This is a genomic window from Allolucifera butyrica, assembly GCF_900476375.1.
Taxonomy (GTDB): domain Bacteria; phylum Bacillota; class Negativicutes; order Sporomusales; family UPPP01; genus Lucifera; species Lucifera butyrica.
Genome location: NZ_UPPP01000057.1, coordinates 32,306 through 56,492, shown reverse-complemented (window position 1 = coordinate 56,492; position 24,187 = coordinate 32,306). Strand labels below are relative to the sequence as shown.

The following is a 24,187-nucleotide window of genomic DNA, read 5'->3' as shown; positions in this document are numbered from 1 at the left end:
AATTATTTTCAAATAACATACAAAATTTAGCAGGATACTGCCATCTTTATGGAGAAAACGCCCATAACTTACATTTTTAGTAGATTGTGGACGTTGTTATTACTTATAGGAAGGCCTGTGCACGGTAAATTGGAACTTTATTTGCATGCGGAACTAATTATAACTAATAGTTAATGGGAGAGATGTTAAATTGGTCCAGAAAAAATTTACTGTAACTAAACCTAGCCAGCAGTACTTGAAATCGATACATATATTACAATTAAAAAGTTTAAAAGATGTTGAAATTAACTTTGAAGGTTCAGAACTTACTGCAATTATGGGTGTAAATGGATCTGGTAAATCAACAATAATTCATGCTCTGGCGTGTTGCTATAAGCCTTTAAATTCGGATCAGAAAAATTGGAAGTTTAGTGAATTTTTTATACCAACTACCTATTCACAGTGGCAAGGCAGTGAATTTTCTATTAAGTATGATTATAGGATTGGGTCGAAAGAATATAATGATGTATTTACGATTTACAAAAAAACATCTGATCGTTGGTCTCCCAAATATGATAGACGACCTAGTAGGAATATAATCTATATTGGTATTGATACTTGTGTTCCGAAAATTGAAAGAGAAAAAAAGCAGAGCCGAATTGAGTTTGCATCAACTTTAGCTTTGAAAGATGATATTTCAATTCTTGTAAAAGAAAATGCAGGCAAGGTTATGAATAGAGAATATAGTTCGTATAATGAAATTCAGACTAAAAGATCAAGATATATTGGTGTAGAACATAAATTAGATAAATATTCTGACTTAAGTATGGGAGCTGGTGAACAGCGCATTTTTTACATATTATCTGAAGTGTTTCGTTCTCCAAAGTATTCTCTAATTTTAATAGACGAAATAGATCTTTTGCTGCATACAGATGCACTTAAAAGATTACTTAAAGTTATAAAACGAAGAGCAGTTGACAAGAGTTTACAGGTTGTTTTTACCACTCATGCACAATCAGTTACAAATATGGATTCTTTCATTAATATTCGACATATTTGTCAAACTCCTAGTAAATCACTTTGTTTTAATGAAACTAAACCTGATGCTATTTTCAGATTAACTGGCGAAACTAACCGTCCTCTAGAAATTTTCGTAGAAGATGATTTCGCAAAGGCTATTGTTGATTGGATATGCTTAGAGAGTGGATATTCAATATTGGTAAGTGTCAAAGAATATGGGGCATGTATTAATAGCTTTACTTTAATAGCTGGAATTTTACTTAAAGGTGAATCCATTGAGAACACAATTATAATTCTTGATGGTGATGTTTATAAAAGTGATAATGAGAAAAAGGAAAAAATAAATCAGGTATTAACGGGAAATACGAGACAGGCTGAGCAAATGCGAAATCAAGCTATGAGGCAATTAATTCAATTTAATCTTCCACAAGGTTTTAATCCAGAAAAGTATGTTGTAGAATTAATAAAAACGTTACCTGATGAGAATGGAAACGTTATTAAGCAAGCTGCTTTAGAAATTGAATGTGTTGAAGATAAGCATAATTTTGTTGATTCACTAGTTGATAGACTTGGTTACTCTGATCGCCGCTGTGTTGGTTTAACATCAATTGTTGATCTTGCTGCAAAGTCATCGTCGTGGAATAAGTTTATAGCTCCAATTAAAGATTGGCTATTATTGCATGAGTCGCTTAAAGAGGTAGCCGCAAGTAAAAAAGAATCTTAAGAGTGTGGAGATATTTACTCCCGTTCGGCTGCCTATGTCAGTGAGAAAAAACCAGTATGGCGTGCGTATAAATATCCCCTTGGTTATTATTTTAAAACTTTAGTTTTTTGGAGCAGTTATCAATTTAGATTAAGAAAAGAGCGAGTTTAAGGGGCGATTAAGTTGGAAGATAGTTATAAAGGCAAAATCGCTAAACATGAAGAATTGAGACAAGGCCAACAGTATACTCAAGAAAAAAAATTTTGTGATAGTATATTAGTCGATTTTATTAAAACGGCAAGGGGTATCTCAATTTGTTCAATACGTGGAGGCGGAAGAGAAAATTCTCTTACATTTAATTTGTTTGATTTTTTCTTTGAGTCAGCAGTTGGAATTAGTGTCATGATTAAAGAAGGCGTTCTTAATCCGGCGAAAAGAGAATTACGCTATGTTCTTGAAACATCCGTTAAAGCACTGCTCGTTGATCAGACACTTACTAAGCAGACTTACCATGAAAAGATTGCATATTTAGGCACAAGTATTCCCCGGTCTTCTATAGATTGTGTGGATGATATTAATTTTTTTATTACTGACAATCAAAGTAAGCTTCTAATAAATGATGTTAAGCAGTTGTTTGGAGAGCTTAGTCAATATGTGCATCCTTCAGAAGAACAAATAAAAGAATATATATTACGTTGTAATGAAGGGGCTTCAATTGGTTTGGAGACGGGAAAAGAACTTAAACGAATGAATGCACCTTTTCGAACATACGAAATAGTTTTAGTTTTAAGCTTGCATGCTTTAGGCTTTTCACAATCAGGTGATATGTTTATAAATCTTTTTGATGACAGTCCTAAATGGAAGTTTCACAAAGGGCGACATATGAAAGCTATGTCGGCATTATATGACTATAAAGCCGAAAGAAGGAAATAGGGGAAATAGTTGGCTATCGGGCCGGTACAGGTATTAGTATCAACTAGTAAGATAAATAGTACATAAGACTGTTTGGGAGAGGATATTAAATGTCTAAAGGAAACATGATCGTATCAATAATTGGAGTAGTGGGTTCGTATGCCTCATTAGCTGGATTAATCTTGGCAATGAAACCAGTGACTAGCGGTCTAAATACTTTTGAGATACTGTGGTTGATAATATGGCTATTTCCTTCTAGTTATGCTGCCATAGTAATATATAGGCAATATGTTGCCATGAACCCTAAGGTATATCAATCAATTGAGGAAGTTAATCAATATATGTTTAATTGGATTTCTAAGGGCGGTAAAGTTGCTATATGTACTCGGGATATGAGTTGGAGTGATGGAGCGAATATTCGTCCATTATTATTTTTAAAAGCTAAAAGAAATGAATTATGTATCGTTTTACCAAAGCATACCGATTTATCCATAGAATTGAAAAATGCCGGCGCGGAAATTTATACTTATGAGGAATTAGAGCATACTCCGACGTGCAGATTTACTATAGTCGATAAGGACAAAGATTATGCGCGTGTTGCAGTTGGGCGTAAGATTAATAATCAACATATTATTGAAGAATTCTCGTTAGGCAGTCATCCGGTTTTTTCAGTTGCAAATGACTTAGTTGAAGTTTTAAAAAAATATAATGAGAAAGTTAAAAGAGGATAATTTATGGCGAGACCAGTATTTGGAAAAACTTATAAAGAAATAACAAAAGAGTGGGATGAAATTGCATTAGTACGTTTAAACCAAATTGAAAATGGACAAGACCTGAGTTTTACGCATGTTATAACACCATGTATATTTGAAATGCTATCTGGTTGTGATTTATCAAAAGTGATAGATCTGGGATGTGGTACTGGAGCATTGACAAGAATGATTGCTCAAAAGGCAAAGCATGTTATTGGTATTGATATTAGTAAGCGTAATGTAGAATTAGCACAAAATGCATCAACAACATTTTCTAATATTGATTATATTAATATTGATATTGAGAGCTTGAGTAGTAAATTTATTGAAGCGTCCTTTTCAACTGTAGTTGCAAGTATGACTCTTATGACAGTGCTAAATCTTGACCAAGTTCTACAAATAATTGCTAAGATTTTAAAACCGAGAGCCCATTTGGTTTTTACTATAACACATCCGTGTTTTTGGCCTTTATATTGGAATTATGCAAAAGAACAATGGTTTAACTATCATAAAGAAATTCCTGTAGAGGCTGATTTCAAGATTTCGTTGGATAGAAAAGAAAGAGGTGTAACTACTCATATTCATAGACCGCTTGAGAAGTATGTAAACAGTTTAACTGAAGCAGGTTTTAGTATTGAAAAAATTTATGAACCAGTCCCTTCCGAAGAAATTCAAGAAAAGTATTCAGGAAAGTGGGAATATCCGAGGTTTATGGGAATTAAATGTATCTTAACAAATTAAAGAATTTAAATAAATTGAGTAGCATTTCAAATCCCATTATTAATCCAATCGTTCCCGACATCAAACAAATTTAGCAGGAGCGAGGGACTGCTAATGACCCAGATCCAAAGCTGATCTTTAAAATTGACCCGTTTATTTTTCCTTACAAACTCTTCTGCTTCTTCCTCTCGTTCATGGTGCCGGTCATCCAGCCCAATGGCATAGGAATTATCGTTCATATGCTCGGAAACATGACAGCACTCATGGAGGAGGGTGTCGCGTTCAGCCTCCAGCGATAAGCTGGAATCAATAAATATGTGAGTTCTGCCTTTTCTAGATTTATAAACGAAACCGTGTGGATTTCCGATCAATTTAACTTTATGAAATAATAGTTCACCAGTACTTACCATATTGTTAATTTTACGAAGATTCATGTACTACCACTTTCTCCTTCAAAAAAATCATCATTTTATCAAAAATGTAGAGAGAAATAACAAAACACGGTTTATGCCGTGTTTTTTATATTTCTCGCTTATAAATCTTCCTGAGCCTCTTCTTCCTCAACTATTTTGATATAGCGTATTATACGCTTTAATGCTTGAGGGGAGAGGCTTTTTATTTGCCTAAAAAAGAGTTTAAGATCTTCACGTTCTTCAAGTTCTTTCCAAAATTCAAGTAGTTCCGGATCGTCGGAAATAGCTGAGCGGATTGTTGTCTTGGCAGCCTCGGTAGGGGAATCTATCAGACCTAGAAGGTAGTCTGTGGTAACACCAAAAAAGTTTGCTAGACGGGAAAGGGTGGCGTTATCTGGTTCACGTTCTCCATTTTCATATCTATTGTAATTGACCCGTGAAATACCTAACTTTTCTGCAGCCTGAGATTGATTAAGGCCGCTTTTTTCACGTAATTCTTTTAGTCGCTCAGAAATCATAAAATCACCACCTATTTCAATTATAACTTTATTACCAATCTGGTAAAACTATTGTACCGAAAAGGTAATAAAATCATTGACATTACCGGATTGGTACATTAAAATATAAATATAGATTACCAAAATGGTACAGATGGGGGTGATAAGATGGGACTTTCAGGAATAGTTCTCAAAACTATTAAGAAATTGCGTATTGATAATAAATATAGTCTAAATGATGTTGCCAAAGGGATTGGATATGAAACAGCAAAAGGATATTATGATTTAGAAAGTGGGAAAACGGATATAAAGCTTGAGCATCTTGAAAAATTATCTAAATTTTATAAAGTACCATTGGAAATTTTTTTAAATCCCAATAGTACCATAACGGTACATGGGGAGGAACCTACTAATATTCAAAAAGCAACCAATGGGCCAGATCCGAAACCGGCGGCGTAGACTGCCGAATGTGGTGAGGAGAGCGGCAAAAATTTATAATCCTTTTTTGTATTCATCTAGAAGGTTACAAGTAACTATAAATTTCCAGTCTTTTAGTACATCTTCTGGAATCTCAATTTTCTGGGTTGAGCCATCCTTTAGTGTTAAAACAACGCCTATTTTTTCGGCATTTACCATTGGAAGTAAGGTGGAGTTATCAACTTTAAATCCTACATAGTTTGTGCTAATTGATTTTACCTTAAGAGGGTAAGTTTTCTGAGTTTCGCCATTATAAGTCACAAAACAGGGCAAATTTTTAGTTGAGAAAGTAATATCTGTTACGGCACTTTGATTTGTATTTGGTGGTGTAAATAAGCTTAAGTACAAACTATGGGAAGTATTAGTCTTGGTAATTCCTAGAAGAGAGTCAAAAAATCCCTGACGGCTTAATGTTACATATGCATGTTTGTTTGTTCCATTAATTGTATATTCGTATGTTCTTTCCAACCCAATATAGTTATCTGATAATGTTTTATTCACTTCTGCAAATGCAAATGAGTTGGTCAAAGCGAGTATGAACAGTAAAAGAATAATAACCTTTTTCATTAATTAGCATCCTTTCTGAATGTAAAATGATTTAACCCAGTTAAACATTTGTAGTCTTATTCGATTCTGCAGGTCCATCCTTAATAAAAGGCATTATCAGCAATAATAGTATGCCAATCCCAAACTACCGACGTCCCAACCCAGCAGCCTGAAGAAAAGAGACAAAGTCATAGGTTATCCAAATTACCAGAATCCCGTATGATCAATCGTTTGAAATGGGTACTCAAAGGATTTGGGGTAATGGTCAACCAAACTGGCGGTACAGTTCTTTCTGCTCTAACCTGCTCTTGATATTTTAGGGGAACCCATTTTCCATCCTGATAAGAAAAGGAGATTTTATAAACTCCGGGCGTTACATTTTTATTGAAAGTCTCAGTAGCTTCAGCCAATTCTTTTGTTGGTTGGGCTGGGCTCACAAATATGTACATCTCATAGATGAGAAAACCAGTATACTGACCTGTTTTTGAAGCTGGTTTCTGGATTGCGTAGGAGTAATTCTCGGTAACGACACATTTACTTTTTCTCCAACCCTCTTTTACAGTTGGCGATATGTTCCCGGGAATAAAGTAGATCATTACTCTCGGATCTTCTTTGTATCCGTTAATGTGTTTGGTTACTAAATCATGAAAAGAGGAAGCTATTTCTTGTTCGTCTGGTGCAGCCAGTACAGTTGTAGCAGTCAAGTTAAGTAATAGCAACACTAAAACAATGAGTTTTCTCAATACTTATCATCCTTTTTGAAATATTGAAGAACCAAATCGTTGCCTGTTTGCTAAGCTAAATATCAGCTCAAAAATCAATAAGGTGTGTTTTATCTTTTTTATTCCTTTCCGGAGTGTCCGAGAGGCCAAGTAAATAGTCAACACTGACGTTAAAATAATCTGCGATAGAAACTGTCATCTCAAGATTAGGAAGACGAATACCTGATTCCCAATGCCCTATTGTTTGCTTAATTACACCTAATTCTTTTCCTAATTGTTCTAAGGTAAGATTTCTTGATAATCGCAATTCTTTCAATTTAAGACTAAACATTTCTTTATTAAACATTTTAAACAGCCCCTTGACAGTCTACGGTATGTAGACTAAAATGAAGGTAATAAGTCTACATTGTGTAGACGTAGCGAATTGAGGTGGTGATTATGACCAAATTAAAACATGAGAGGATTATTCGCGGCTTAACAGTGCGTCAACTTGCCTATAGATTGAATTTATCATTTCAATATGTCAGTCTTTTAGAAAATGGCAAGCGCAAACCATCATTTGATGTGGCGCAGAGGATGAAAGAATTCTTCGGCATCCCGGCAGAAGAACTTCTGGCGGTGAACGATGAATCAGACCCGAAACCGGCAGCGTGAGGAGGTGAGACTGATGGCAGAAATTCGTCCAGTTGATGAACGCGTTGATCAAGTAAAAATAATAGAAGTAATTCAAGTTGTCGTTTGCAAGGGACAGGGAACACAAGAATCCCCGGGTAGGCGCGTAGAAAAATTTTTTAAAACAGATGGAACTTTTATTGGGCAAATAGATCCTTGTGAACGAGCTAATCGCGAACCAAAAAAGCAGCTTTCTCCACAACTTTTTCAGCAAGAATCAAATGCGATAAAGCGAGAGTGAAAATTTTTATGTCTTCAACGTCATAATCGGGATGCTTTTGAATGATATGAGTTTGGTCGTTGCCAAGCCATGTGGCCGCTTTAGCAATCATTTGAATATTTTTATATTCAATACGTTTTATCGAAGCACCAAGAGCTTCTTTTAAGATATTTTCTCGTTCATCTGGATACAAATCAATGAGATAGCTTTTTACGAGAAATTCTACGGCTTTTCGATATCCCATCCCAGCTATTTTATCAAGATTAGAACTTTCAGCAATTGCCGATTGCCTATAAATTTCGTAGAAGTCAGGGAAGTGTTCTTTTATTTCAAATGGAATGTCGAGTTTGGGCTTAGGATGTGGATAAATATTGACGCATTGATATACCTTTTTAGAAACTTCTTTATATTCGCCTAGATACGTACATTCACATGTGGCGCATAAGAAAATAATAGCAATTATTCTTTTCCCTTTTTCTTCAGGAATTGTAGACAATCTAGAGTTGGCGCTCAGATAGGTTGGGTGCCCCCCTTGCAAACAATGAGGACATATAGATGGAAAATCGATTTCGCAGTTCAAATTTTTATCGTCAAAATCTATTTCTTCAATCATAGTTCTTACCTCCGCCGATCAAGTGTTTGTCCATAAGCTTATCAATTCTTTCCGGCCTGTGGAAGTGACGAACAATTAACATGTGCTTAGCAAGTACTTAACATCTATATTAGTGAATTTTCGCTAAGAAGGTCAAATTTCCTGTACCGTGAGGTGAATTTAGGTGGATTTTGGAAAACGAATTCATTTTTTCCGGCTCAAGCTTGGCAAATCTCAAAAGATGATTGAAGGTGAAACGGGCATTCCACAAAGGACGTTGAGCGACTGGGAAAATAGCAAGTCCGAACCATGCGTAACCGACATTATAAAACTTGCGACAGCCTTTAACGTAACCGTTGCCGAGCTGTTTGCCGATGATTAACGCTTTAATTTTTTATATTTCATTTGAGAGGAGAAATTTTTATGGCTCAGAGACCTATAAACATTACTATTACCAGAATTTACGACCCGAACGCATCAAACGCTGAAAAGAAGGCTGAGATTGACAAGATTCTTCTTAAATATCAGCATGAGCTGCTTAAGAGTGATCCTAAGCCGCCAACACCCGCAGCGTGAGGTGGAGCCAATGTATTGCGCCAGGTGTGGGCATGTGTTTCAAAAGAATGAGCACTGGGTTTGGGCGGTGCTTCCGGGCGGGACTCAACCGGTACCGACATGCTCAGATGACCGGCAATGTGTAGGCCACCTGAGACGCCCGAAATGTGGACAAGTTACCGCTAAAATGCGGAAGTCCGGGAAATCGCCCGGCGGTATGTTCTGAGAAAGGGGGTGAAAAGTGCATGAGACGGTTTATATCGATGCTTTTGACATGGTGGCCGAATCGCAAACGCCGGCAGTTGCAAGAAATTAAAAATATTCGCTGGCGGATGGGATGGGACCGGTACTTTGCTAGTGGCAAGTGGTAAAAAAGAAGCCTACCCGGTTATACGGATAGGCGAAGCGGGGTGAGGCGCATTACTCCTCTTGGAATAATTATCGCATGGAAGGGAGGTGAACACGATGTACAGAGCCTGCCGAAAAGGAGCTAAATTGGCGCTATTGGATGCTAGTTCAGAACTTAAAATGGCGCGAGAAACTCTTGTAAAAATTGAGTACTTTCAAGAAGAAGCGCATCCCAAGAAAGTGGTGCAGATGTGCGAACTGTATAACGCCGGTAAGCGGCTTGCCATGTGGCACTGCGCCAATCATTGCAGCATTGGCCGGTATTGCGGCCATGAATTTATCGAAATGATTCCGACGCTGGCCGGGATGCAGTTGCTAGGCGCGATTGATGATGTAGCTTTAACAAAGCACAATCTGGTCCAAGTGCTGCGTGATGGGCGAATTACCCGGGATGAGCTGCCGATCATCGACTCCATTTTGAATAAGTGCCATGAATTTACCAGAGCAGCTATTGCGTTAGAACTAGAAAAAGAAAAGACCGCCTTGAGAGCGGCTAAATAAAAAGATTTGGATTTAATTCGCTACATTTATTTTAACACTTGACGTAATAAGCGTCAATTTGGAGGGATGTCAGATGAATGTGATTACGATGAAATCATTCCGGATTTTGCACAAAAAAATGATGATCAGTGTGGAATACCGGTCTGGTTATCAGCTTGGGATCGGCATCCGGGAGCTTTTTGAGCGGCTGAGTATTGAGCGATTACAGTCATTACGCAGAACCTATCTTTGCTTACATACACAGTTTGCAGCTGGCTTGGCAATGGTTTGTTTGGAGGTCATCTATGAAAAATTTCGTGGAAGGGGGGCTGCGGCATGAGTAATGTAAGGCCTACACTAAACTGTCCCTACTGCAATACTGCCGGGCAAAAGACTGCGGAGTACCGGCGCTTGATTACCTTTAAATGCCCTAAGTGCGGGCACGAGTGGAGTACGCTGAAAATGCCATCAAAAGAGACGAAGCAAAAATTTATTTCTTAATTACTTTACATGATCTGAGTATGACGCTCATAACTTTTTCTGCAATTTTTTCTTGGTCTTCTTCTGATACCGGGTACCCGCTAAGCTCACGGATGATCTCCCGTTTTAACTTTTTTTCATCTAAATCAATAACCACAGATTTACCTCCTCGCAGTTTATTATCAATCTATTGCAAATTACGCTGGTAAATCGATTAAGGTTACAGTCCATATCAGGTATTCAAAAAACAGAGGAAAGGGGGATACTTATGAATTGTCAATCGTGTACTACCCCGGCTAAACCGGCAGCGGCATCGCCGGAGATGGAGTGCAAGGAAAGTATTTGTTGCGTACTATGCGCCAATGAGAAGGCATGTAATAGCCGGCAACCATGTGGGAAGGAGCTGAAAACAGCATGACCGGTAATGTGTTTCCGAACATAAAAAAAGCCGCCCACAAGGAGCGGTCAATAAAAATATTACGTCACGCTCATTGTAGCACGGCTACATGAGGCTGTAAAGGAGAGAGAATTTATGAAATCGACTGGAATTGTTCGTAAAACGGACCAACTTGGGAGGATTGTAATTCCTTCCGAATTACGCAAGGTGCTGGATATAAGCGACCAAGACGAGCTGGAGATTTTTGTTGATGGCGACCTGATTATTCTTCATAAATATGAACCGAAATGCATGTTCTGCGGGGATACCGACGACGTGATTAATTTTAGAGGAAAGAACGTCTGTCGGGAATGCCGGGAGCAACTGGCATTGTTGGGGTGATGAGGCCGTGACTGACTTGCCGGATATTACGCAACGCCCCTGGTGGACTGCAGCTTGTCCGTATCGTGATCCTCATGCGCCGGATGATGAGGAAGAAGAGGAACCACCCTAGGGTTGGATGTTATTTTGTTTTTAAAATTGGATGAGGAGGACGAGAATTATGGCATTGCCTGAAAATAAAGTTGTTCGTTTGGATGAGCTTCCGCTGGAGAAACAAGTGGATGCTTTAAAAAAGCAAATGGTGGCCGTTCTGGGGGACGGCCAGGTTTTTGTGAAGCGCACGCCGACTGGAGCCATTAAAGCCGTAAAAAGCGTTGTTACCCTAAGTGAGGCAAACGGGGAAATCGCAGTGATTCAGGGGAAAGCGATGACAACCGGGAAAGGGTTTTACCGGGCGAATCAAATCGCCAATTTGAGTATCATTACGCCGGAGAAATTGACGTTGCCGACGGGACAGGTTGTCGTTAATCCTTTCCCTGTTGTGGATCCGGAATCACAGACCCTGAGAAAAGTGTGGGTCAAGAAGATGGCCATCGGCTGCGGCCCTACCGGAAACCTTGTGATTACGACCGCAACGCTGCTTTATGATATCAACATGTATTTTATTCAGGACCTAATGAAAAAGGTGACTAAAAATAGCGGCGCTGGCCGGATTTGTTTGGAAACGATGCTGACCGAAGAAGAGAAAAAGACCGGTATTTTTTATAAGATCGATGGCAATATGGGGGTTTGGGCCAATACCTCCCATGCCGAAATCCTAAAAGCGATTGATACCTTTATTAATAAGAAAAACTTTGCCGAACGGAATGCCCAGACCATTGCGGAGCGGCTGGCGATGGCGAAGCATCCGGCGTTATCCCATATTGCCTATGTGAATTTTCAGGGCCCGGACTATAAACGGGTTGCGAAGGAAGTCATTATCGGCTACGTGAACGACGATAACCCTAATACGCTGATGGATTTGGCGGCCAAAGCCGAACGAGGAGAGGAAATCACCGTCAACGGCCAACGAGTGGATATTATCAATGTAACGGCGGAGGCTTCTGTGGATGATATTGCCGTGGAAGCCGATGACGAGGAAAAGGCTGCGACGGCGCACCCGGAAGAAGGAGCCTCTCAGCAGCCGGTCTTGGGAGGTGACCTTTTCTAATGATTCACTCCATTGAATTTCACAACTTCAAAGGACAAGCGGATGTCCAGGAACTATCCGGGAAGGACTTGTTTATTGGCCGTAACGGCAGCGGGAAGACCACCAGGGTGCAAGCCCTGGGGCTTTCCATGCTCGGGTACATCCCGGGAGAAGAAAAAACAGCGGCCGGCACGTTCAAATACGCTACGGGCGACACCATGACGGTGGGGTTAAAAACCGGGGACTTTCAGTTTACCCGCACCTTTGGTAAAGAAGAGAAGAAAAATAACAAAACCGGCGAGACAACCATCAGCATTAAGGAGACCCTGGTGGTTGCACCCGGGCGGGGGGAACGAAACGACACGGCTAAAAAGGCCCGGGTCAGCTCCGAAATCGGGAACTTTCCAGTCATGCTGGATTTCAATGAGTTTTTGCAAAAGACAGATACGCAGCGGCGAGATTTTATTTATAGTCTAAGTCCCATCGCTTCGGAAACCTGGGACCGCGAGAAGATCCACCGGTATTTGGTGGACAAGCTCTTGACCGTGGAACTACAGGAAAATAATGCGGAACAGTACGAGACCATGCAAGAGCTAATTACTCAGACTATCGAGAAATACCCGGTTGGGTTCGGAGTGCAAGACGGCCTCCAGGCGATGCTCGATTGGGTGGGAGCGGAAAAGCAACTCTGGGACCGGAAAAAGGCGGACGCCCAGGGCGCGGTGCGACAGTTTGCCGACCTTAAGAATTCGATGGACGAAACGGATCGGAACATTCTTGGTTTTAAAACAGAGCTTGAGGATTTACAGCGCCAGTTAATTGAAGTAGAAAAAATCCTGGCGGCGGATGAGCAAAAAGTGAAGGCGAACGCCAAACAGCAGCAGAGGACGACGGAACTGCAGCAGTTGATTGCCGATCTGAACGCCAATGTGGTCAATGCGGATACCTCCGGGATTGACCGGCAGATTGCCGAGCACCAGGGACAAATCCTGCAGCCGCCTGCTGTTGAAGGAGAAATGCAGCAGTTACAGGCTAAAAGAGATACGATGCAGGATGAGAGGAACGCCTTGGTAGATAAACAGCAGAACGTGGGGCTGAAGATCAAAGAGATTGCCGGTCAAGTAGCCGCCCTGGAGGGAGCGTTAGGCACCACCGGAACCATGAAAGGGCGCTGCATGATCAATCCCATGATTGCCTGCCCCAAAGATTTTTCCGGCTTTGGCGACTATGTTGCCAAGCAAAAAGAAAAGGCGACGGAGACGGTTGCCGCCTTTAAAGCTGAAGCGGCCGGGTATGCTGGCCAGATAAAAAAGCTAGATGCTGACCTGAAAGCTGTCGGGGACCAGCAAACCGCATTAATGAAACAAATCCAAGAAGTGAACGCCCGGAATACCTCCATCAATCAGTCCATTTCCGAGTTGATGAAACAGAAAAATGCAATACTGGCTGCCGCTTCCGACCGGCAAAACAAATTAAAGCTGTACCAGGATGAATTGAATAAACTCTTGGCGACGCCACTGCAGCCGGTTACCAGCGTGGAACTATCGCAATCCAGGGCTAACGGCATTAAAACCCGGATGGATGTCTTGAAAAAGACGATTGGGGAAAAAGAAAAAGCCAAGCAAGCTATTCTGATGCTGCAGCAATCGGCGATTACTAACCGGAAGGCTGAATATAACAGTGTTTGCCTAAAGCTCATTCAGGAAACGTTGGGACTCAAGGGCATCAAAGGAGAGCTTGTAAAGGAACTGCTGGACCCGATTTGCAACGATATTACTGCGAATTTATCGCTTATGGGTTTTGCCCAATGTCCTTTCTTCCAGACCGAAAGCGATACGGGGAAAGAAATCTTTCAATTTGGCTGGATAAATGAGAAAGGACATCGCGTAAACTTTGACGCTCTCAGCACTGGCCAACAGACCGTATTCCTGGCGGCCATGATGGTGACCGTGATTGACCGGGCCCAGCCGAAACTTCATGTTTTAGTGATGGATAACTTAAATCATTTGGACCATAAAAACTTTCAAATGCTGATCGATGGTCTCTCCAAGATAAAGGACAAGCTCGACAATATTCTTTTAGCCGGCGCGATTGAATTTCCGTTTACTGCGGATGGGTGGAAAGTCTGGGATTTAAGCCCGGTAGCGGAAATGTTGGATACCGATTCTATGGTTATCGATGATGCGGAGGTGAAGAAAAGTGCCTAAGTGCTATGATTGCGGCAAAGAACAGCCAATACTGCGAAGCGAAACGAGGCTGGAAATAAAACATGGAGTCGCGCTTTGTGATGAGTGCTTTGATAAATCCAAAAAGAATGCAGAAGGGAAGAAGAAAAATGGGTGATATAGCGGACATGATGTTGGACGGTACGTTGTGTGAGCAGTGCGGCTGTTATATTGGGGAATCGGTTGGGTACCCCAGGCTTTGCGAAGATTGCCAAGCTGAGGAGGGCTAAGATGAATAACCTTCTTGATGGCCTCAATGAAAATCAACTGCGGGCGGTCACATCAACGGCCCCGGTCATCCTCACCTTGGCTGGCGCAGGCAGCGGCAAAACTACGGTTTTAACGCGTCGAATCGCCAATCTGCATCTGAATCAACGGGTTGGTACCACCAATATGCTGGCCCTTACTTTCACCCGATTAGCCGGAAAAGAAATGAAAGAACGGGTTATTCGATTGATCGGCGAGGAAGAAGGGAAAAAACTTTTCTGTAATACCTTTCATGCTTTTGCCGTATCGGTTCTGCGCCGGTGGGGCCATAAGCTTGGCATTGAAGAAAACTTTACGATATACGACCAGGAGGACCGGGAAGAAATCCTGCAGCGAATTATCAAAGACTTTGGAAGCCGGACAACCTTAAAGAAGGTTTTGGACCGTCATGAAAAATGCGGGGATTATCGGAAAGAGGAGATTCTATATCCGGAAGAATGCAAGGTCCTCGTTGAATACGGATACCGCTGCAAACAAAATAACGCGGTGGATTTGGACCGGTTAATTGATGTAGTTATCCGGCTGTGGGAACTTCATCCGGATGTATTGAACGAGTATCGCCAAACCTTTACCCATGTGTTTGTAGATGAATTTCAGGACACGAATGCCGAACAGGCATACATGCTGGATCTACTAAAAGCGCCCAACCTCTATGTAGTAGGCGACGACTTCCAAGCCATTTATGGATGGCGGGGAGCCAATGTGAACTTTATCCTGGACTTTGCCGTCCATAACCCGGGCTGTGAAGTCATTAAACTGGAGGAGAACTACCGGTCGACGGACCAAATTGTTGCCGCGGCAAACCGGTTAATCAAGCATAATATCCGGCAGACGGAAAAGACGCTCATTGCGCATAAGAACGGGGTGGAGGTCCAAATAGAAAGCTATCAAGACTCCAACGTGGAAGCGGCAGCCATTGCTCGGCTCATTACCAAGGTGAACGGGGAGTGCGGCGTTCCCTTACAGCAGATTGTCGTGTTGGCCAGGACCAATAATCAGGTGGATACTATCCTAAGAGGTTTGCAGCAAAGGGCGATTCCGTTTCAACGGATTGCCGGCAGGGAGGACTCCTTTGACTCGCCGGCAGTGCGGCCGCTACTGCAATGGATGTACTTCTTATATAACCGGCGAGATAACACAGCCTTGAAAAAGTGCCTGCGCCTATTCGATATCCGGCTGCTGCAGATGAATGAACTTGAGTTTCATGCCTTGACTAACGATGTGTCCCTATGGGATGCCATGCAGACCTATCGGGATGATCCGAACCACTTTAGCCATTCGTTTCTAGAAGCCGTAGCAGCGGTTGACAGGAAACTGGAGTCGGATGCTATTTACTTGCCTGCGGATTGCTTTGTCGCATTAAATAACCTCATAAACCCGAAAAGGTATTACGATTCGCCGGATATCGAACAGGCGAGAAACTCTATTTCGAAATGGGAAGAGTCCAAGAATGAGTTGGGTGAAAATCACTCGATTCAGGCGTTTTTAAAATTCCTTCGTTATCGGGATGTCCAGGAAAAATTGGTAGAAGAAAAAGAAGCGGTCAAGTTAATGACCGTCCATGCCAGCAAAGGGCTCGAATTTGATACCGTAATTGTAGCCGGGATGAATCAGAATGTGTTCCCGTCCAAGCGCGGGGACATGGAGGAAGAGCGGCGCTTGTTCTATGTAGCCGTGACCCGGGCTAAGAACCGGTTATTCATTACCTGGCCGGAGCGGGCCCAGGATTGGCGAGGTTCGATGATGCCGGTTCCTCCCAGTCAATTTTTAAGTGAGTTAGCTAGTTAAGCGAAGGAGGGCAGACTTTGACACAATGCCTAGTCTGCCCTAATTTGATACCGATTATGCAGAGGGGTGAGGCAAATGGCAGAAGAAAGTCGGTTAATTGTTGTGGATGAATGGTCTGGAAAGTACATGATTAATGAAGTCTACCGGGACCCGGCGAAAAAGCTGGTGCAGAAGTTTCCGGAGATTAAGCATGTGCCGGTTGAGGCTATTCTTTTTATTGATAATGTGGACGGAAACGGCAAGAACCGGGACAAGGTGAAGTTTGCGGAAATTCGCAAAGTACCGGATAAGTGGCAAGACCTGGTGAAGCAGATGACCAACCGGACGTTTTGCTATATGGTCGAGTTTTATAAAAAGAATCTGGAAGATATGACATGGAGCCAGGTTCTGCTGGTGCTTTATCGAGAACTGCGGAAGATTGACACCGATGGGGAGTTAAAGGCTTACGCAATCGAAGAGTGGCCCGAAGTGTTCTATAGTCTTGGGACGGATTGGCAAGATAAGCACCGGCTCATCACCAACCTAATTGAAGCCAATGGGGATTGGGATAATATGCGGCAGCCGCGGTTATTTGAGCCGACTGAAAGTTCATTGCGGCGGGTGAAGTAGGATGAGTTATCAAAAGGACGAAAGAGATTTTGCTGAAATGAGTTGATCTTGTGAACTATCTTGCGGAAATATTGGCCTTCTCTGAATGGAAGGAAGTGAACCCGTTACCTGCCAGCGCAATTGCCTTATGGTACGAATTGATGGCCATTTGCAATAAGGCTGGATGGATACAGGAATTCACTGTTCCAAACGGACTGCTACAGGCTAAATGTAGCCTCAGCCGAAAAGAATTTGACCATGCCCGCAGTGTTCTTATCAACTTTGGCCGGATAAAATACAAAAAATCCGATAGAGTTAACCAAGCTGGCAAATATTTACTTGTTCCGTTTGTTCAAAAGGGACAACAGGAAGGGCAACAAAAGGGACAGCAGGAGGGGCAACGACAGGCACACACAGGGGACAACGTAAGGGGCACATTATATAAACATAAACCTAAACAAAACCTAAACGAAAATATAAAAAATAATAGCGCGCGCGAGGACTTCCCTGTTGATAACTTTTCAGATGGACAATCATGTCCAAAGTGCGGAGGGCAGGGGTGGTACATTGAACAGGTGCCATTTAATAACGGGATGGATACCAAGACGGTAGCTGTTCAGTGCGATTGCAAGAAAAAGCCAGAGTGGGCGTTGGGATCATGATTCAGCTTACATGGAACAGCCTTTCTGAAGACACGCGCCGGCGGAATCCGCACTTGAAAGAGCTGCTGCTGAAAGAACAGAAGCGGGCCAAGTATAATAATAACCGGACTGAGGTTGACGGGATTCTGTTTGACAGCGAGAAAGAGGCCGCAAAATATGGCGAGCTCAAGATTTTAAAGCTTGTGGGGGAAGTTGTGAAATTTGAGCTGCAGCCGGCGTTCTTACTCCAGGAAGGGTATTTTGACCAGGGCAAATGGGTACGGCCGATGGTCTATCGGGCTGATTTTCGGGTTTGGTATCGGGATGGACGGGTCGTGGTGATTGATACGAAAGGATACAGGACGAAGGAGTACCGGCTGAAAAAGAAGCTGTTTCGGAAGAAGTACCCGGAGATTGAGTTTGTGGAGGAGTGAAGGGGAAAGTTATTTCCTGGGAAATAATGGTATCTCACTTGCGATGTGGGCCAAAACAACTTAAATAAGGGGCACTTGAGAAGCGGGCCGGTAGTCTTGGATTTTGGACGATGTCCGGCAGATTAAACCAGTCCCGGTAAAGGGGCGGCAGAGGATGTGGAATTGGGAGGATGTTCAGGCATAAAAAAGACCCGGGATTAACCGGGTATGGGAGAGGAGAAATCTTCTTGATGGGAACCGATAATATGGTTTGGAGTGACATGACAATTGCATCCATGACTCTGGTTCGGCTCCCAACCATAGTATGGTAAAATTGGCTGAATTTATGCATAGGGGGCAGAATATGAAACTCAAAGTATCCTACGGCCAAACCAAAAGCCTACCCGGATTTAACAATGTCCGGGCAAATGCAGAATTTGAGGTTGAGGTTAACGATATAACTAAGATTGATGACGCATATCAGCATGCGTGGAAGATCGTGCGAGACCAGGTGAATAAGAATCTGGAGCCGGGACTTCCGCAAGAGGAAATTCCATTTTAGATAGGCAGGGACAATGGAAATAGAATGAGAATTTTAAATTGAAATTATTGGTGTTTTAAGGAGTGAGAATATGGGGGATAATGGCGCATGTATTGACGATTCGAGAAAATACCGTTATAGATTATGGCGTGATTTTGATACAGGGTCCGGAATTGTTACATTCATCATGCTTAATCCAAGTACAGCGGATGCTACTTATAATGATCCTACGATTACTCGATGTATTGGGTTTGCTAAGGCGTGGGGTTACGGTCGTTTAGAAGTTGTAAATCTATTTGCGTATAGGTCAACGGACCCAAGTGTACTCTTAAAGGCTAATAATCCAGTTGGTGATGAAAATGATCGTCATATTATTGAGGCGGTAGAAAAATCTAATATGGTTGTAGCAGCTTGGGGAGAAAAAGGAAAAATTTTAAAAAGAAACAAGAAAGTGGAGGCGCTTTTAAAAAATTTGAGTGTAATATATGCTTTGGAAATAACTAAAAAAGGATTTCCTAAACACCCACTTTTTGTCAAAGAAGATGTAATTCCCATAGAGTTTTTAAGATAGAAGGGCGGCCAATCACCGTCCTATTCGCATGTAATGAAGCGGGGAGGGGTAAGCTTGGATTGCATTAGAGAAGCGGAGAACTATTTACGATATTACCGGGAGCTGAAACAAAGCATTGAACATTCGAATTACATGATTGAGCGTCTTGTAATGAAAACTGCCCCGGCGGATGCTTCGGCGATACGATTGGAGCCAACAGGGATTCACGCAGCGCGTCCCAATAATACGTTAAATCAGATATACCAATTACAAAAGTGGCAGGAGATGAAAGATCGGACGCTGGAGGAAATTGAGAAGGTGGACCGAGTCCTGGATTCTATTTGCCAGGACCATGGCTGTGAGCGGTATAAGGATATTTTGGTTATGTGGTACGTGGAGAAGCTGGATAGGGAAGATATTGCTAGCAAGTTGGGGTATAGTCGAAGATCTATATTTTATTTAAAAGATAAGGCTATTCGTAAATTTACGGTGTCATTATTTGGATTTGAAGCCTTGCAAGCTATATGATTGCACTTTTCTTGCACACTTTTTTGACTTTGGCCGTGATAAAATGATATTGTGAAATAAATATGAAAAAGGCCGTCTGTAGAGGCGACCCAGTTAGTAGAGAATATTTATTTTCTTTGCGAGCATCATTGAAAGGATTGTCAAGCTGAGATTTTTGTTAACTTTAACATAACGTTACCGTATTTGAAAGTCTGTGAAATAATAAAACTATGTTGCCGAAAATTAGTAGAATATCGACTAATAATTATAAATTTAACTTAAGGTTCGTTCGCTATGGCATGTTAGGTGGAGAGGCTGGATTAATTAAATAAAGAATTATAAAAATAGCAAGACCACCAAGCGCACTTATGGTAATTCTTTTGGAAATGGAAAAATTGACTTTAATGTAGCCAGGGACAAAATAATATAAAACTATAGCAGCGCCAATCGCACCTATAATTCTAATATACCAATATTGTGTTCCTGTTAATATGGGAAAAGTAAAGGATAAAATTAAACCTGAAATAAGAAATATTAATCCAATTACTGATCCAATTTTTTGCTGGGTACTAAATGCGGGTCTTTTCCACAGGGAATGTTTTTTGCGATATAAGAAACCATATGTCGGAAGCCCCAAAGATTGGAAGCTTTCTTCTATTTCTTTCGCTTTCCTTGAATTGGAAGCCTTGATAACGCTTTGAATGGTTGAATATGCGTTTGTTGATGGTTTTGGTTGTTGCAAGTTAAAGGAAGAGCAGAAAGCAGTTATCATTTTCCAATGGTATAATATTGTTTCACAATAATTAATACAGTCCTCAATTTTGCGAGTTATTAAATCCTGATTATCAATAGTGCATTCATCTAGTGAACGTTCCATTATAGTGAATAATTTTACTGCTTGGGCATGAGCAACATTTAAGACTTCTTGTGGGTTTTCAATAGTTTGGTTTTCCATTAAATTATTTATGATGGGTCTTAGTTCTTGCATTAATAATGTTTTTTGGTTTTGTATTTCATTTTCATAATCAGAATAATTCATTTTCACTTACCTAATAAATTAATGATTTGGGAATACATAACATTTAAGTCACTCATATCAAGACCTGCATATTTATAAGTTCGAAATCCCGCAACGTGTTTCTCTACAATTTGACCCCAAGCGGCTTCAGTACGACTGGACAGTGGGATTCTATTAATATCAGTAAATATTTTATTAAGTTCTTCGTTGGTAGGGTGTCCAGGAGGTAATCCAAACTTTATTTGTAATGCAGTTTTAAATCTACTAATGGACATAGCAATCACCTTCTAAAAAAATGTAATTAATAGTAAATAATTCAACAAAATTTTTTATTAACCTGCAAATTTAATAAATATTCGAAACTGACTGTCGAATTTTAAGTTACTCTAGAATACAAAAACCTTCTGTTTTTATCATACTGCAGGAATGCATTTCTTTTTGCCGAACAAGGGTATAAAAATGGTAAAAGGAGTGAAGGGCTAAATGGATTATAAATCTAATTTAATCCAAGAAATGGGTAGGCAACTTTTATTGGTTTCAGGAGTTAACGAAATTAAAGGTATCAATCTGGCAAATGAGCAGATTGGTATACCCAAACTCGAAATTGAAGAAAGCGATAAGTTTAGGTTCATAATTACTGCTAATAATAAAGAGTTTTTCCCATTTTCCTTCGCTGTAAGTAAGAAATATGAAAAAGTAACAATTGATTTTTTAAAAAATAATGGAAAGGTTATTTGCATATTTAAAGAAATTGATCCGAAAAAATTAGGATATACAAAGGATGAACTTGATGATTTAAAAGTTGACGGTAGTATATTTATTGATGGATTAGCAGAAGAAGTTATCAATCAATTGAAATGAAATAACGTAGAATTTGGAGAGCCTTCGGGCTCTTTTTTCGTATTCTAAAAAGAGAACCATCAAGAATCCTATATGTGGGATTCTTGATGGTTTAGTTGCTATTAGAACGGAGATTAAATCCTGCTACCCCCTTGACTTTTAGGCGACAGTAAGTGATTAATACAACAACGCTAAAACAAGTAAAGGGGATTAGACGATGAGTACTAAAGCCGATTTCTTTGTAGGAACTGGACGGGATGCGAAATATTTAGGAAGTATAAGATGGGACGGGTATCCTGAAGGTATAGATCCTAAAATACTAAGATCGAGAACTCAAAAGGGATTTGAAAAGAATGTTAAAAAGTTCCTTGCAAATCGCGAAGACGGAACATTGACAAATCAGGGAGAATCCTGGACGTGGGAAGAAAGTATTCAGATTATAGACTATGCTTATTGCTTCGTTAACAATCAGGTGATGGCAAGCTATTTTGGTGATACTTTATTTAATCCAGTTAAGGAGGCAGCATGTTAGCAGATAAAATTCCAGTATATTGCGCACATGACGAACTAGCGGATATAGCAACGCTAGTTCCGAATCCGCACAATCCAAACACACATCCTAAAAAACAAATAGAGCTTTTGGCCAAAATTATTAAAAACCAGGGCTGGCGTGCTCCGATCACCGTGAGCAACCGCTCTGGTTTTGTTGTACGTGGCCATGGCCGGCTTTTAGCGGCGCAGCTGTTGAATGTATCGATGGTGCCGATTGATCGGCAGGATTACGCCACTGAGGCCGAAGAATGGGCGGACCTGATTGGCGATAATCGTATTGCCGAACTTTCACAGCTTGATGAGAACCTATTGGCCAGTTTGCTGTCGGAAATAAATATCGGTGATTTTGACGTAGGTTTGACCGGCTTCACTGAGAAACAAATTGACAATTTACTGGCTGATTTCAATGTGGTCGAAGTCAAAGAAGATAATTTCGACCCTGCTGCAGCTGCGGCGGAGATTAAAGAACCGATTACAAAGCCCGGGGACATTTGGCAGCTCGGCCGTCACCGGCTTATGTGCGGCGATGCTACTGTGATTACCGATGTAGAAAAGTTGATGGCTGGCAATTTGGCGGCAATGGTATTCACGGACCCACCTTATAACGTGAATTATCAGGGCGGAACCGATGAACAGCTGACGATCAAGAATGATAATATGCCGGCGGAACGGTTCAATCAGTTTTTACTGGATGCTTTTACATCAATGTTTACGGCTGCTGCGCCGGGTGGCGCCATCTATGTCTGTCATGCTGATTCGGAAGGCTCCAACTTCCGGGGAGCCCTGCAGGATTCCGGCTGGTTGCTTAAGCAGTGCCTAATCTGGGCAAAGAATCAGTTTGTTCTCGGCCGACAGGATTATCAATGGCAGCATGAGCCGATTTTGTACGGGTGGAAGCCTGGGGCCGCGCACCAATGGTATGGGGGACGAAAGAAAGGGACGGTAATTGAGGATTTCGCCTCCTTGTTAGTACAGCAAGATGGCGAAAGTTCGCTACTGACATTTACGACGGGGCTTCAAACAATAACCGTTCGGGTACCATCCTATGAAGTTCTGCAATCCGGCGATGATAGTCTATCTACGGTTTGGCGATTTGAGAAGCCGCTACGGAACGGTGAACATCCGACGATGAAGCCGATTGGTCTTTGTGCCCGGGCGATACAAAATTCAAGTCGGCCAGGTGAGATTGTGGCCGACTTTTTTGGTGGATCCGGAAGTACGCTGATGGCGGCGGAGCAGACTGGGCGTGTTTGTTGTACGATGGAACTGGATCCAGTGTATTGTGATGTGATTGTTCGAAGGTGGAAGGAGTTTACGGGGCAAAAAGCCGTTAGATATCTATAAGTATTTAATGGTAAAATTTTAGATTATAAATCTATTTGATTAGAGTCTAAATATATTAAAATACTAGCTATTGCGCGCATACAAAAGGCAATATTATTTATAGTTGTTAAAATACTATCTACAAACTCTTGCGTTATTAGTAATGGAACGAATTGTACATTTAATCCATTAATATTCTCTTTTTCAACTACTTTTTTAAAGTTTATAACTTCTTCTTTTGTGCTAAATAGTAGAAAACGATGTTTAATTTTATTGTACATTTTTACAAGGTCATCTTGATTGCTAGGGTATGAAAATTCTCTATCTGTAATGTGATATGCGACATAAAATTCATATGGCGATGAGCTTTCGTCTTTACTCCAATTAGCTTTATATAAAGTTGTAGCTTGATTGATAAGCTTGGCTAACTCACTATATAGTTTACTAACATGCAGATAAGCTTCAGCCGTCATTTTATTCTCAAGTTCCATTAACGTTGGAATTCCAATCATGGTTGAAAGGTCTATTAAAGAATCTGAGTGTGTTTTGATTTCATTAAAAAAGTCATTATGTTTTAACTTATTTAATGCATAGTGACTAAAGATGCTTTTTTTGTGCCGATTTTTAACTGCGTAACAAAATGAACCGAAATTTTCAAGACTATTAACAAGTTCAGCTATTAATCTTGCGGTTATAATTCTTTGAATATGCCCTGACATATCCATTGAGGGTCGGAACAGAGTGTTAGAAAGATGATTAGAGATAGACGATGGATCTTCTCCTGCATTGTATAATGCAATAGAAGTTATTGGCTTTTCCCAAAATTGTAGATAAAATGCCTCTTTTAAAAATGTCCTATCTACTTCTTTAAGCATTTAA

The 24,187-nt window shown here is 40.9% G+C and carries 36 protein-coding genes; 25 read left to right on the top strand and 11 right to left on the bottom strand.

What is annotated here, in order from left to right; translation table 11 throughout:
* Positions 1-190: 190 nt before the first annotated feature.
* The 4 genes from LUCIF_RS04055 to LUCIF_RS04040 all read left to right on the top strand — a co-directional run bounded on the left by LUCIF_RS04055 (position 191) and on the right by LUCIF_RS04040 (position 4,107).
* A complete protein-coding gene (locus tag LUCIF_RS04055; protein ID WP_165865879.1) occupies positions 191-1,723 on the top strand; it encodes an ATP-dependent nuclease in 1,533 nt (510 codons plus the stop codon).
* Positions 1,724-1,885: 162 nt separating this feature from the next.
* Positions 1,886-2,635, top strand: coding sequence for a hypothetical protein (locus LUCIF_RS04050; protein WP_122626599.1), 750 nt, complete (start codon positions 1,886-1,888; stop codon positions 2,633-2,635).
* Positions 2,636-2,724: 89 nt separating this feature from the next.
* A complete protein-coding gene (locus LUCIF_RS04045; RefSeq protein ID WP_122626598.1) occupies positions 2,725-3,345 on the top strand; it encodes a hypothetical protein in 621 nt (206 codons plus the stop codon).
* Positions 3,346-3,348: 3 nt separating this feature from the next.
* Positions 3,349-4,107 carry a class I SAM-dependent methyltransferase gene (locus tag LUCIF_RS04040; protein WP_122626597.1) on the top strand — a complete coding sequence of 253 codons (759 nt, stop codon included), beginning with the start codon at positions 3,349-3,351 and terminating at the stop codon, positions 4,105-4,107.
* 26 nt (positions 4,108-4,133) lie between these two features.
* Here the strand turns inward: LUCIF_RS04040 and LUCIF_RS04035 are convergent, their stop codons facing one another.
* Positions 4,134-4,520 (bottom strand): hypothetical protein, encoded by a 387-nt coding sequence (locus LUCIF_RS04035; protein ID WP_122626596.1) that lies wholly within the window; start codon positions 4,518-4,520, stop codon positions 4,134-4,136.
* A 98-nt stretch (positions 4,521-4,618) separates the two neighbouring features.
* On the bottom strand, positions 4,619-5,017 hold the full coding sequence (locus tag LUCIF_RS04030) for a helix-turn-helix domain-containing protein (protein WP_122626595.1): 399 nt from the start codon (positions 5,015-5,017) through the stop codon (positions 4,619-4,621).
* Between the two features lie 147 nt (positions 5,018-5,164).
* Here LUCIF_RS04030 and LUCIF_RS04025 point away from each other — a divergent pair, with 147 nt between their 5' ends.
* The gene (locus LUCIF_RS04025) at positions 5,165-5,455 is read left to right on the top strand and encodes a helix-turn-helix domain-containing protein (protein ID WP_122626594.1); all 291 of its coding nucleotides are present in this window, start codon (positions 5,165-5,167) and stop codon (positions 5,453-5,455) included.
* 33 nt (positions 5,456-5,488) lie between these two features.
* On the opposite strand, the gene LUCIF_RS04020 is transcribed toward LUCIF_RS04025, so the two are convergent.
* The 3 genes from LUCIF_RS04020 to LUCIF_RS04010 all read right to left on the bottom strand — a co-directional run bounded on the left by LUCIF_RS04020 (position 5,489) and on the right by LUCIF_RS04010 (position 7,087).
* Positions 5,489-6,040, bottom strand: coding sequence for a hypothetical protein (locus LUCIF_RS04020; RefSeq protein WP_122626593.1), 552 nt, complete (start codon positions 6,038-6,040; stop codon positions 5,489-5,491).
* Between the two features lie 167 nt (positions 6,041-6,207).
* Complete coding sequence (locus tag LUCIF_RS04015) at positions 6,208-6,762, bottom strand: hypothetical protein (protein WP_122626592.1); 555 nt, start codon at positions 6,760-6,762, stop codon at positions 6,208-6,210.
* A 67-nt stretch (positions 6,763-6,829) separates the two neighbouring features.
* Positions 6,830-7,087, bottom strand: coding sequence for a helix-turn-helix domain-containing protein (locus tag LUCIF_RS04010; RefSeq protein WP_122626591.1), 258 nt, complete (start codon positions 7,085-7,087; stop codon positions 6,830-6,832).
* A gap of 92 nt (positions 7,088-7,179) precedes the next feature.
* Between LUCIF_RS04010 and LUCIF_RS04005 the strand changes: the two genes are divergently transcribed.
* Together LUCIF_RS04005 and LUCIF_RS25795 are read left to right on the top strand one after the other, a co-directional pair.
* Positions 7,180-7,395, top strand: a complete 216-nt coding sequence (locus tag LUCIF_RS04005) for a helix-turn-helix domain-containing protein (RefSeq protein ID WP_122626590.1) — start codon at positions 7,180-7,182, stop codon at positions 7,393-7,395.
* Positions 7,396-7,408: 13 nt separating this feature from the next.
* Positions 7,409-7,654: a hypothetical protein gene (locus tag LUCIF_RS25795; RefSeq protein WP_126720571.1), complete on the top strand. Its 246-nt coding sequence runs from the start codon at positions 7,409-7,411 to the stop codon at positions 7,652-7,654.
* On the opposite strand, the gene LUCIF_RS04000 is transcribed toward LUCIF_RS25795, so the two are convergent.
* Positions 7,581-8,246: a DUF4145 domain-containing protein gene (locus LUCIF_RS04000; protein WP_122626589.1), complete on the bottom strand. Its 666-nt coding sequence runs from the start codon at positions 8,244-8,246 to the stop codon at positions 7,581-7,583. The genes LUCIF_RS25795 and LUCIF_RS04000 overlap by 74 nt on opposite strands.
* A 163-nt stretch (positions 8,247-8,409) precedes the next feature.
* Between LUCIF_RS04000 and LUCIF_RS03995 the strand changes: the two genes are divergently transcribed.
* The 5 genes from LUCIF_RS03995 to LUCIF_RS03985 all read left to right on the top strand — a co-directional run bounded on the left by LUCIF_RS03995 (position 8,410) and on the right by LUCIF_RS03985 (position 10,008).
* Positions 8,410-8,607: a helix-turn-helix domain-containing protein gene (locus LUCIF_RS03995; protein ID WP_122626588.1), complete on the top strand. Its 198-nt coding sequence runs from the start codon at positions 8,410-8,412 to the stop codon at positions 8,605-8,607.
* 41 nt (positions 8,608-8,648) lie between these two features.
* Positions 8,649-8,801: a hypothetical protein gene (locus tag LUCIF_RS25950; RefSeq protein WP_165865878.1), complete on the top strand. Its 153-nt coding sequence runs from the start codon at positions 8,649-8,651 to the stop codon at positions 8,799-8,801.
* A 224-nt stretch (positions 8,802-9,025) separates the two neighbouring features.
* Entirely contained in the window at positions 9,026-9,151 is a 126-nt protein-coding gene (locus tag LUCIF_RS26955; RefSeq protein ID WP_279386944.1) for a hypothetical protein, read from the top strand.
* A 94-nt stretch (positions 9,152-9,245) separates the two neighbouring features.
* Complete coding sequence (locus LUCIF_RS03990) at positions 9,246-9,689, top strand: hypothetical protein (RefSeq protein ID WP_122626587.1); 444 nt, start codon at positions 9,246-9,248, stop codon at positions 9,687-9,689.
* Positions 9,690-9,762: 73 nt separating this feature from the next.
* On the top strand, positions 9,763-10,008 hold the full coding sequence (locus tag LUCIF_RS03985; protein ID WP_122626586.1) for a hypothetical protein: 246 nt from the start codon (positions 9,763-9,765) through the stop codon (positions 10,006-10,008).
* Positions 10,009-10,158: 150 nt separating this feature from the next.
* On the opposite strand, the gene LUCIF_RS25945 is transcribed toward LUCIF_RS03985, so the two are convergent.
* Together LUCIF_RS25945 and LUCIF_RS25940 are read right to left on the bottom strand one after the other, a co-directional pair.
* Positions 10,159-10,305: a hypothetical protein gene (locus tag LUCIF_RS25945; protein ID WP_165865877.1), complete on the bottom strand. Its 147-nt coding sequence runs from the start codon at positions 10,303-10,305 to the stop codon at positions 10,159-10,161.
* Positions 10,306-10,444: 139 nt separating this feature from the next.
* Positions 10,445-10,588 carry a hypothetical protein gene (locus LUCIF_RS25940; RefSeq protein ID WP_165865876.1) on the bottom strand — a complete coding sequence of 48 codons (144 nt, stop codon included), beginning with the start codon at positions 10,586-10,588 and terminating at the stop codon, positions 10,445-10,447.
* A 92-nt stretch (positions 10,589-10,680) separates the two neighbouring features.
* Between LUCIF_RS25940 and LUCIF_RS26950 the strand changes: the two genes are divergently transcribed.
* The 10 genes from LUCIF_RS26950 to LUCIF_RS03935 all read left to right on the top strand — a co-directional run bounded on the left by LUCIF_RS26950 (position 10,681) and on the right by LUCIF_RS03935 (position 19,596).
* Positions 10,681-10,926 (top strand): AbrB/MazE/SpoVT family DNA-binding domain-containing protein, encoded by a 246-nt coding sequence (locus LUCIF_RS26950; protein ID WP_122626585.1) that lies wholly within the window; start codon positions 10,681-10,683, stop codon positions 10,924-10,926.
* A gap of 160 nt (positions 10,927-11,086) precedes the next feature.
* Positions 11,087-12,076: a hypothetical protein gene (locus LUCIF_RS03975; RefSeq protein WP_207856939.1), complete on the top strand. Its 990-nt coding sequence runs from the start codon at positions 11,087-11,089 to the stop codon at positions 12,074-12,076.
* On the top strand, positions 12,076-14,262 hold the full coding sequence (locus LUCIF_RS03970) for an ATP-binding protein (protein ID WP_122626584.1): 2,187 nt from the start codon (positions 12,076-12,078) through the stop codon (positions 14,260-14,262). The genes LUCIF_RS03975 and LUCIF_RS03970 overlap by 1 nt, the downstream gene beginning before the upstream one ends.
* A 249-nt stretch (positions 14,263-14,511) precedes the next feature.
* Entirely contained in the window at positions 14,512-16,335 is a 1,824-nt protein-coding gene (locus LUCIF_RS03965; protein ID WP_122626583.1) for an ATP-dependent helicase, read from the top strand.
* A 75-nt stretch (positions 16,336-16,410) separates the two neighbouring features.
* The gene (locus LUCIF_RS03960; protein ID WP_122626582.1) at positions 16,411-16,944 is read left to right on the top strand and encodes a putative metallopeptidase; all 534 of its coding nucleotides are present in this window, start codon (positions 16,411-16,413) and stop codon (positions 16,942-16,944) included.
* A 50-nt stretch (positions 16,945-16,994) separates the two neighbouring features.
* Positions 16,995-17,585: a hypothetical protein gene (locus LUCIF_RS03955; RefSeq protein ID WP_122626581.1), complete on the top strand. Its 591-nt coding sequence runs from the start codon at positions 16,995-16,997 to the stop codon at positions 17,583-17,585.
* Entirely contained in the window at positions 17,582-17,998 is a 417-nt protein-coding gene (locus LUCIF_RS03950; RefSeq protein ID WP_122626580.1) for a DUF1064 domain-containing protein, read from the top strand. The genes LUCIF_RS03955 and LUCIF_RS03950 overlap by 4 nt, the downstream gene beginning before the upstream one ends.
* 343 nt (positions 17,999-18,341) lie before the next feature.
* Complete coding sequence (locus LUCIF_RS03945) at positions 18,342-18,539, top strand: hypothetical protein (RefSeq protein ID WP_122626579.1); 198 nt, start codon at positions 18,342-18,344, stop codon at positions 18,537-18,539.
* Between the two features lie 70 nt (positions 18,540-18,609).
* Positions 18,610-19,089: a DUF1643 domain-containing protein gene (locus LUCIF_RS03940; protein ID WP_122626578.1), complete on the top strand. Its 480-nt coding sequence runs from the start codon at positions 18,610-18,612 to the stop codon at positions 19,087-19,089.
* Between the two features lie 54 nt (positions 19,090-19,143).
* Complete coding sequence (locus tag LUCIF_RS03935) at positions 19,144-19,596, top strand: hypothetical protein (protein WP_122626577.1); 453 nt, start codon at positions 19,144-19,146, stop codon at positions 19,594-19,596.
* Positions 19,597-19,867: 271 nt separating this feature from the next.
* Here the strand turns inward: LUCIF_RS03935 and LUCIF_RS03930 are convergent, their stop codons facing one another.
* Positions 19,868-20,614: a hypothetical protein gene (locus LUCIF_RS03930; protein WP_122626576.1), complete on the bottom strand. Its 747-nt coding sequence runs from the start codon at positions 20,612-20,614 to the stop codon at positions 19,868-19,870.
* A gap of 2 nt (positions 20,615-20,616) precedes the next feature.
* Entirely contained in the window at positions 20,617-20,868 is a 252-nt protein-coding gene (locus LUCIF_RS03925; RefSeq protein WP_122626575.1) for a hypothetical protein, read from the bottom strand.
* A gap of 208 nt (positions 20,869-21,076) precedes the next feature.
* Here LUCIF_RS03925 and LUCIF_RS03920 point away from each other — a divergent pair, with 208 nt between their 5' ends.
* From LUCIF_RS03920 to LUCIF_RS03910, 3 genes are all read left to right on the top strand, one after another.
* Positions 21,077-21,454, top strand: coding sequence for a hypothetical protein (locus LUCIF_RS03920; protein ID WP_122626574.1), 378 nt, complete (start codon positions 21,077-21,079; stop codon positions 21,452-21,454).
* A gap of 196 nt (positions 21,455-21,650) precedes the next feature.
* Positions 21,651-21,965: a hypothetical protein gene (locus tag LUCIF_RS03915; RefSeq protein WP_122626573.1), complete on the top strand. Its 315-nt coding sequence runs from the start codon at positions 21,651-21,653 to the stop codon at positions 21,963-21,965.
* A 107-nt stretch (positions 21,966-22,072) separates the two neighbouring features.
* The gene (locus LUCIF_RS03910; protein ID WP_442404587.1) at positions 22,073-23,329 is read left to right on the top strand and encodes a DNA modification methylase; all 1,257 of its coding nucleotides are present in this window, start codon (positions 22,073-22,075) and stop codon (positions 23,327-23,329) included.
* Positions 23,330-23,352: 23 nt separating this feature from the next.
* Here the strand turns inward: LUCIF_RS03910 and LUCIF_RS03905 are convergent, their stop codons facing one another.
* A complete protein-coding gene (locus LUCIF_RS03905; protein ID WP_122626571.1) occupies positions 23,353-24,183 on the bottom strand; it encodes a hypothetical protein in 831 nt (276 codons plus the stop codon).
* Positions 24,184-24,187 lie beyond the last annotated feature (4 nt).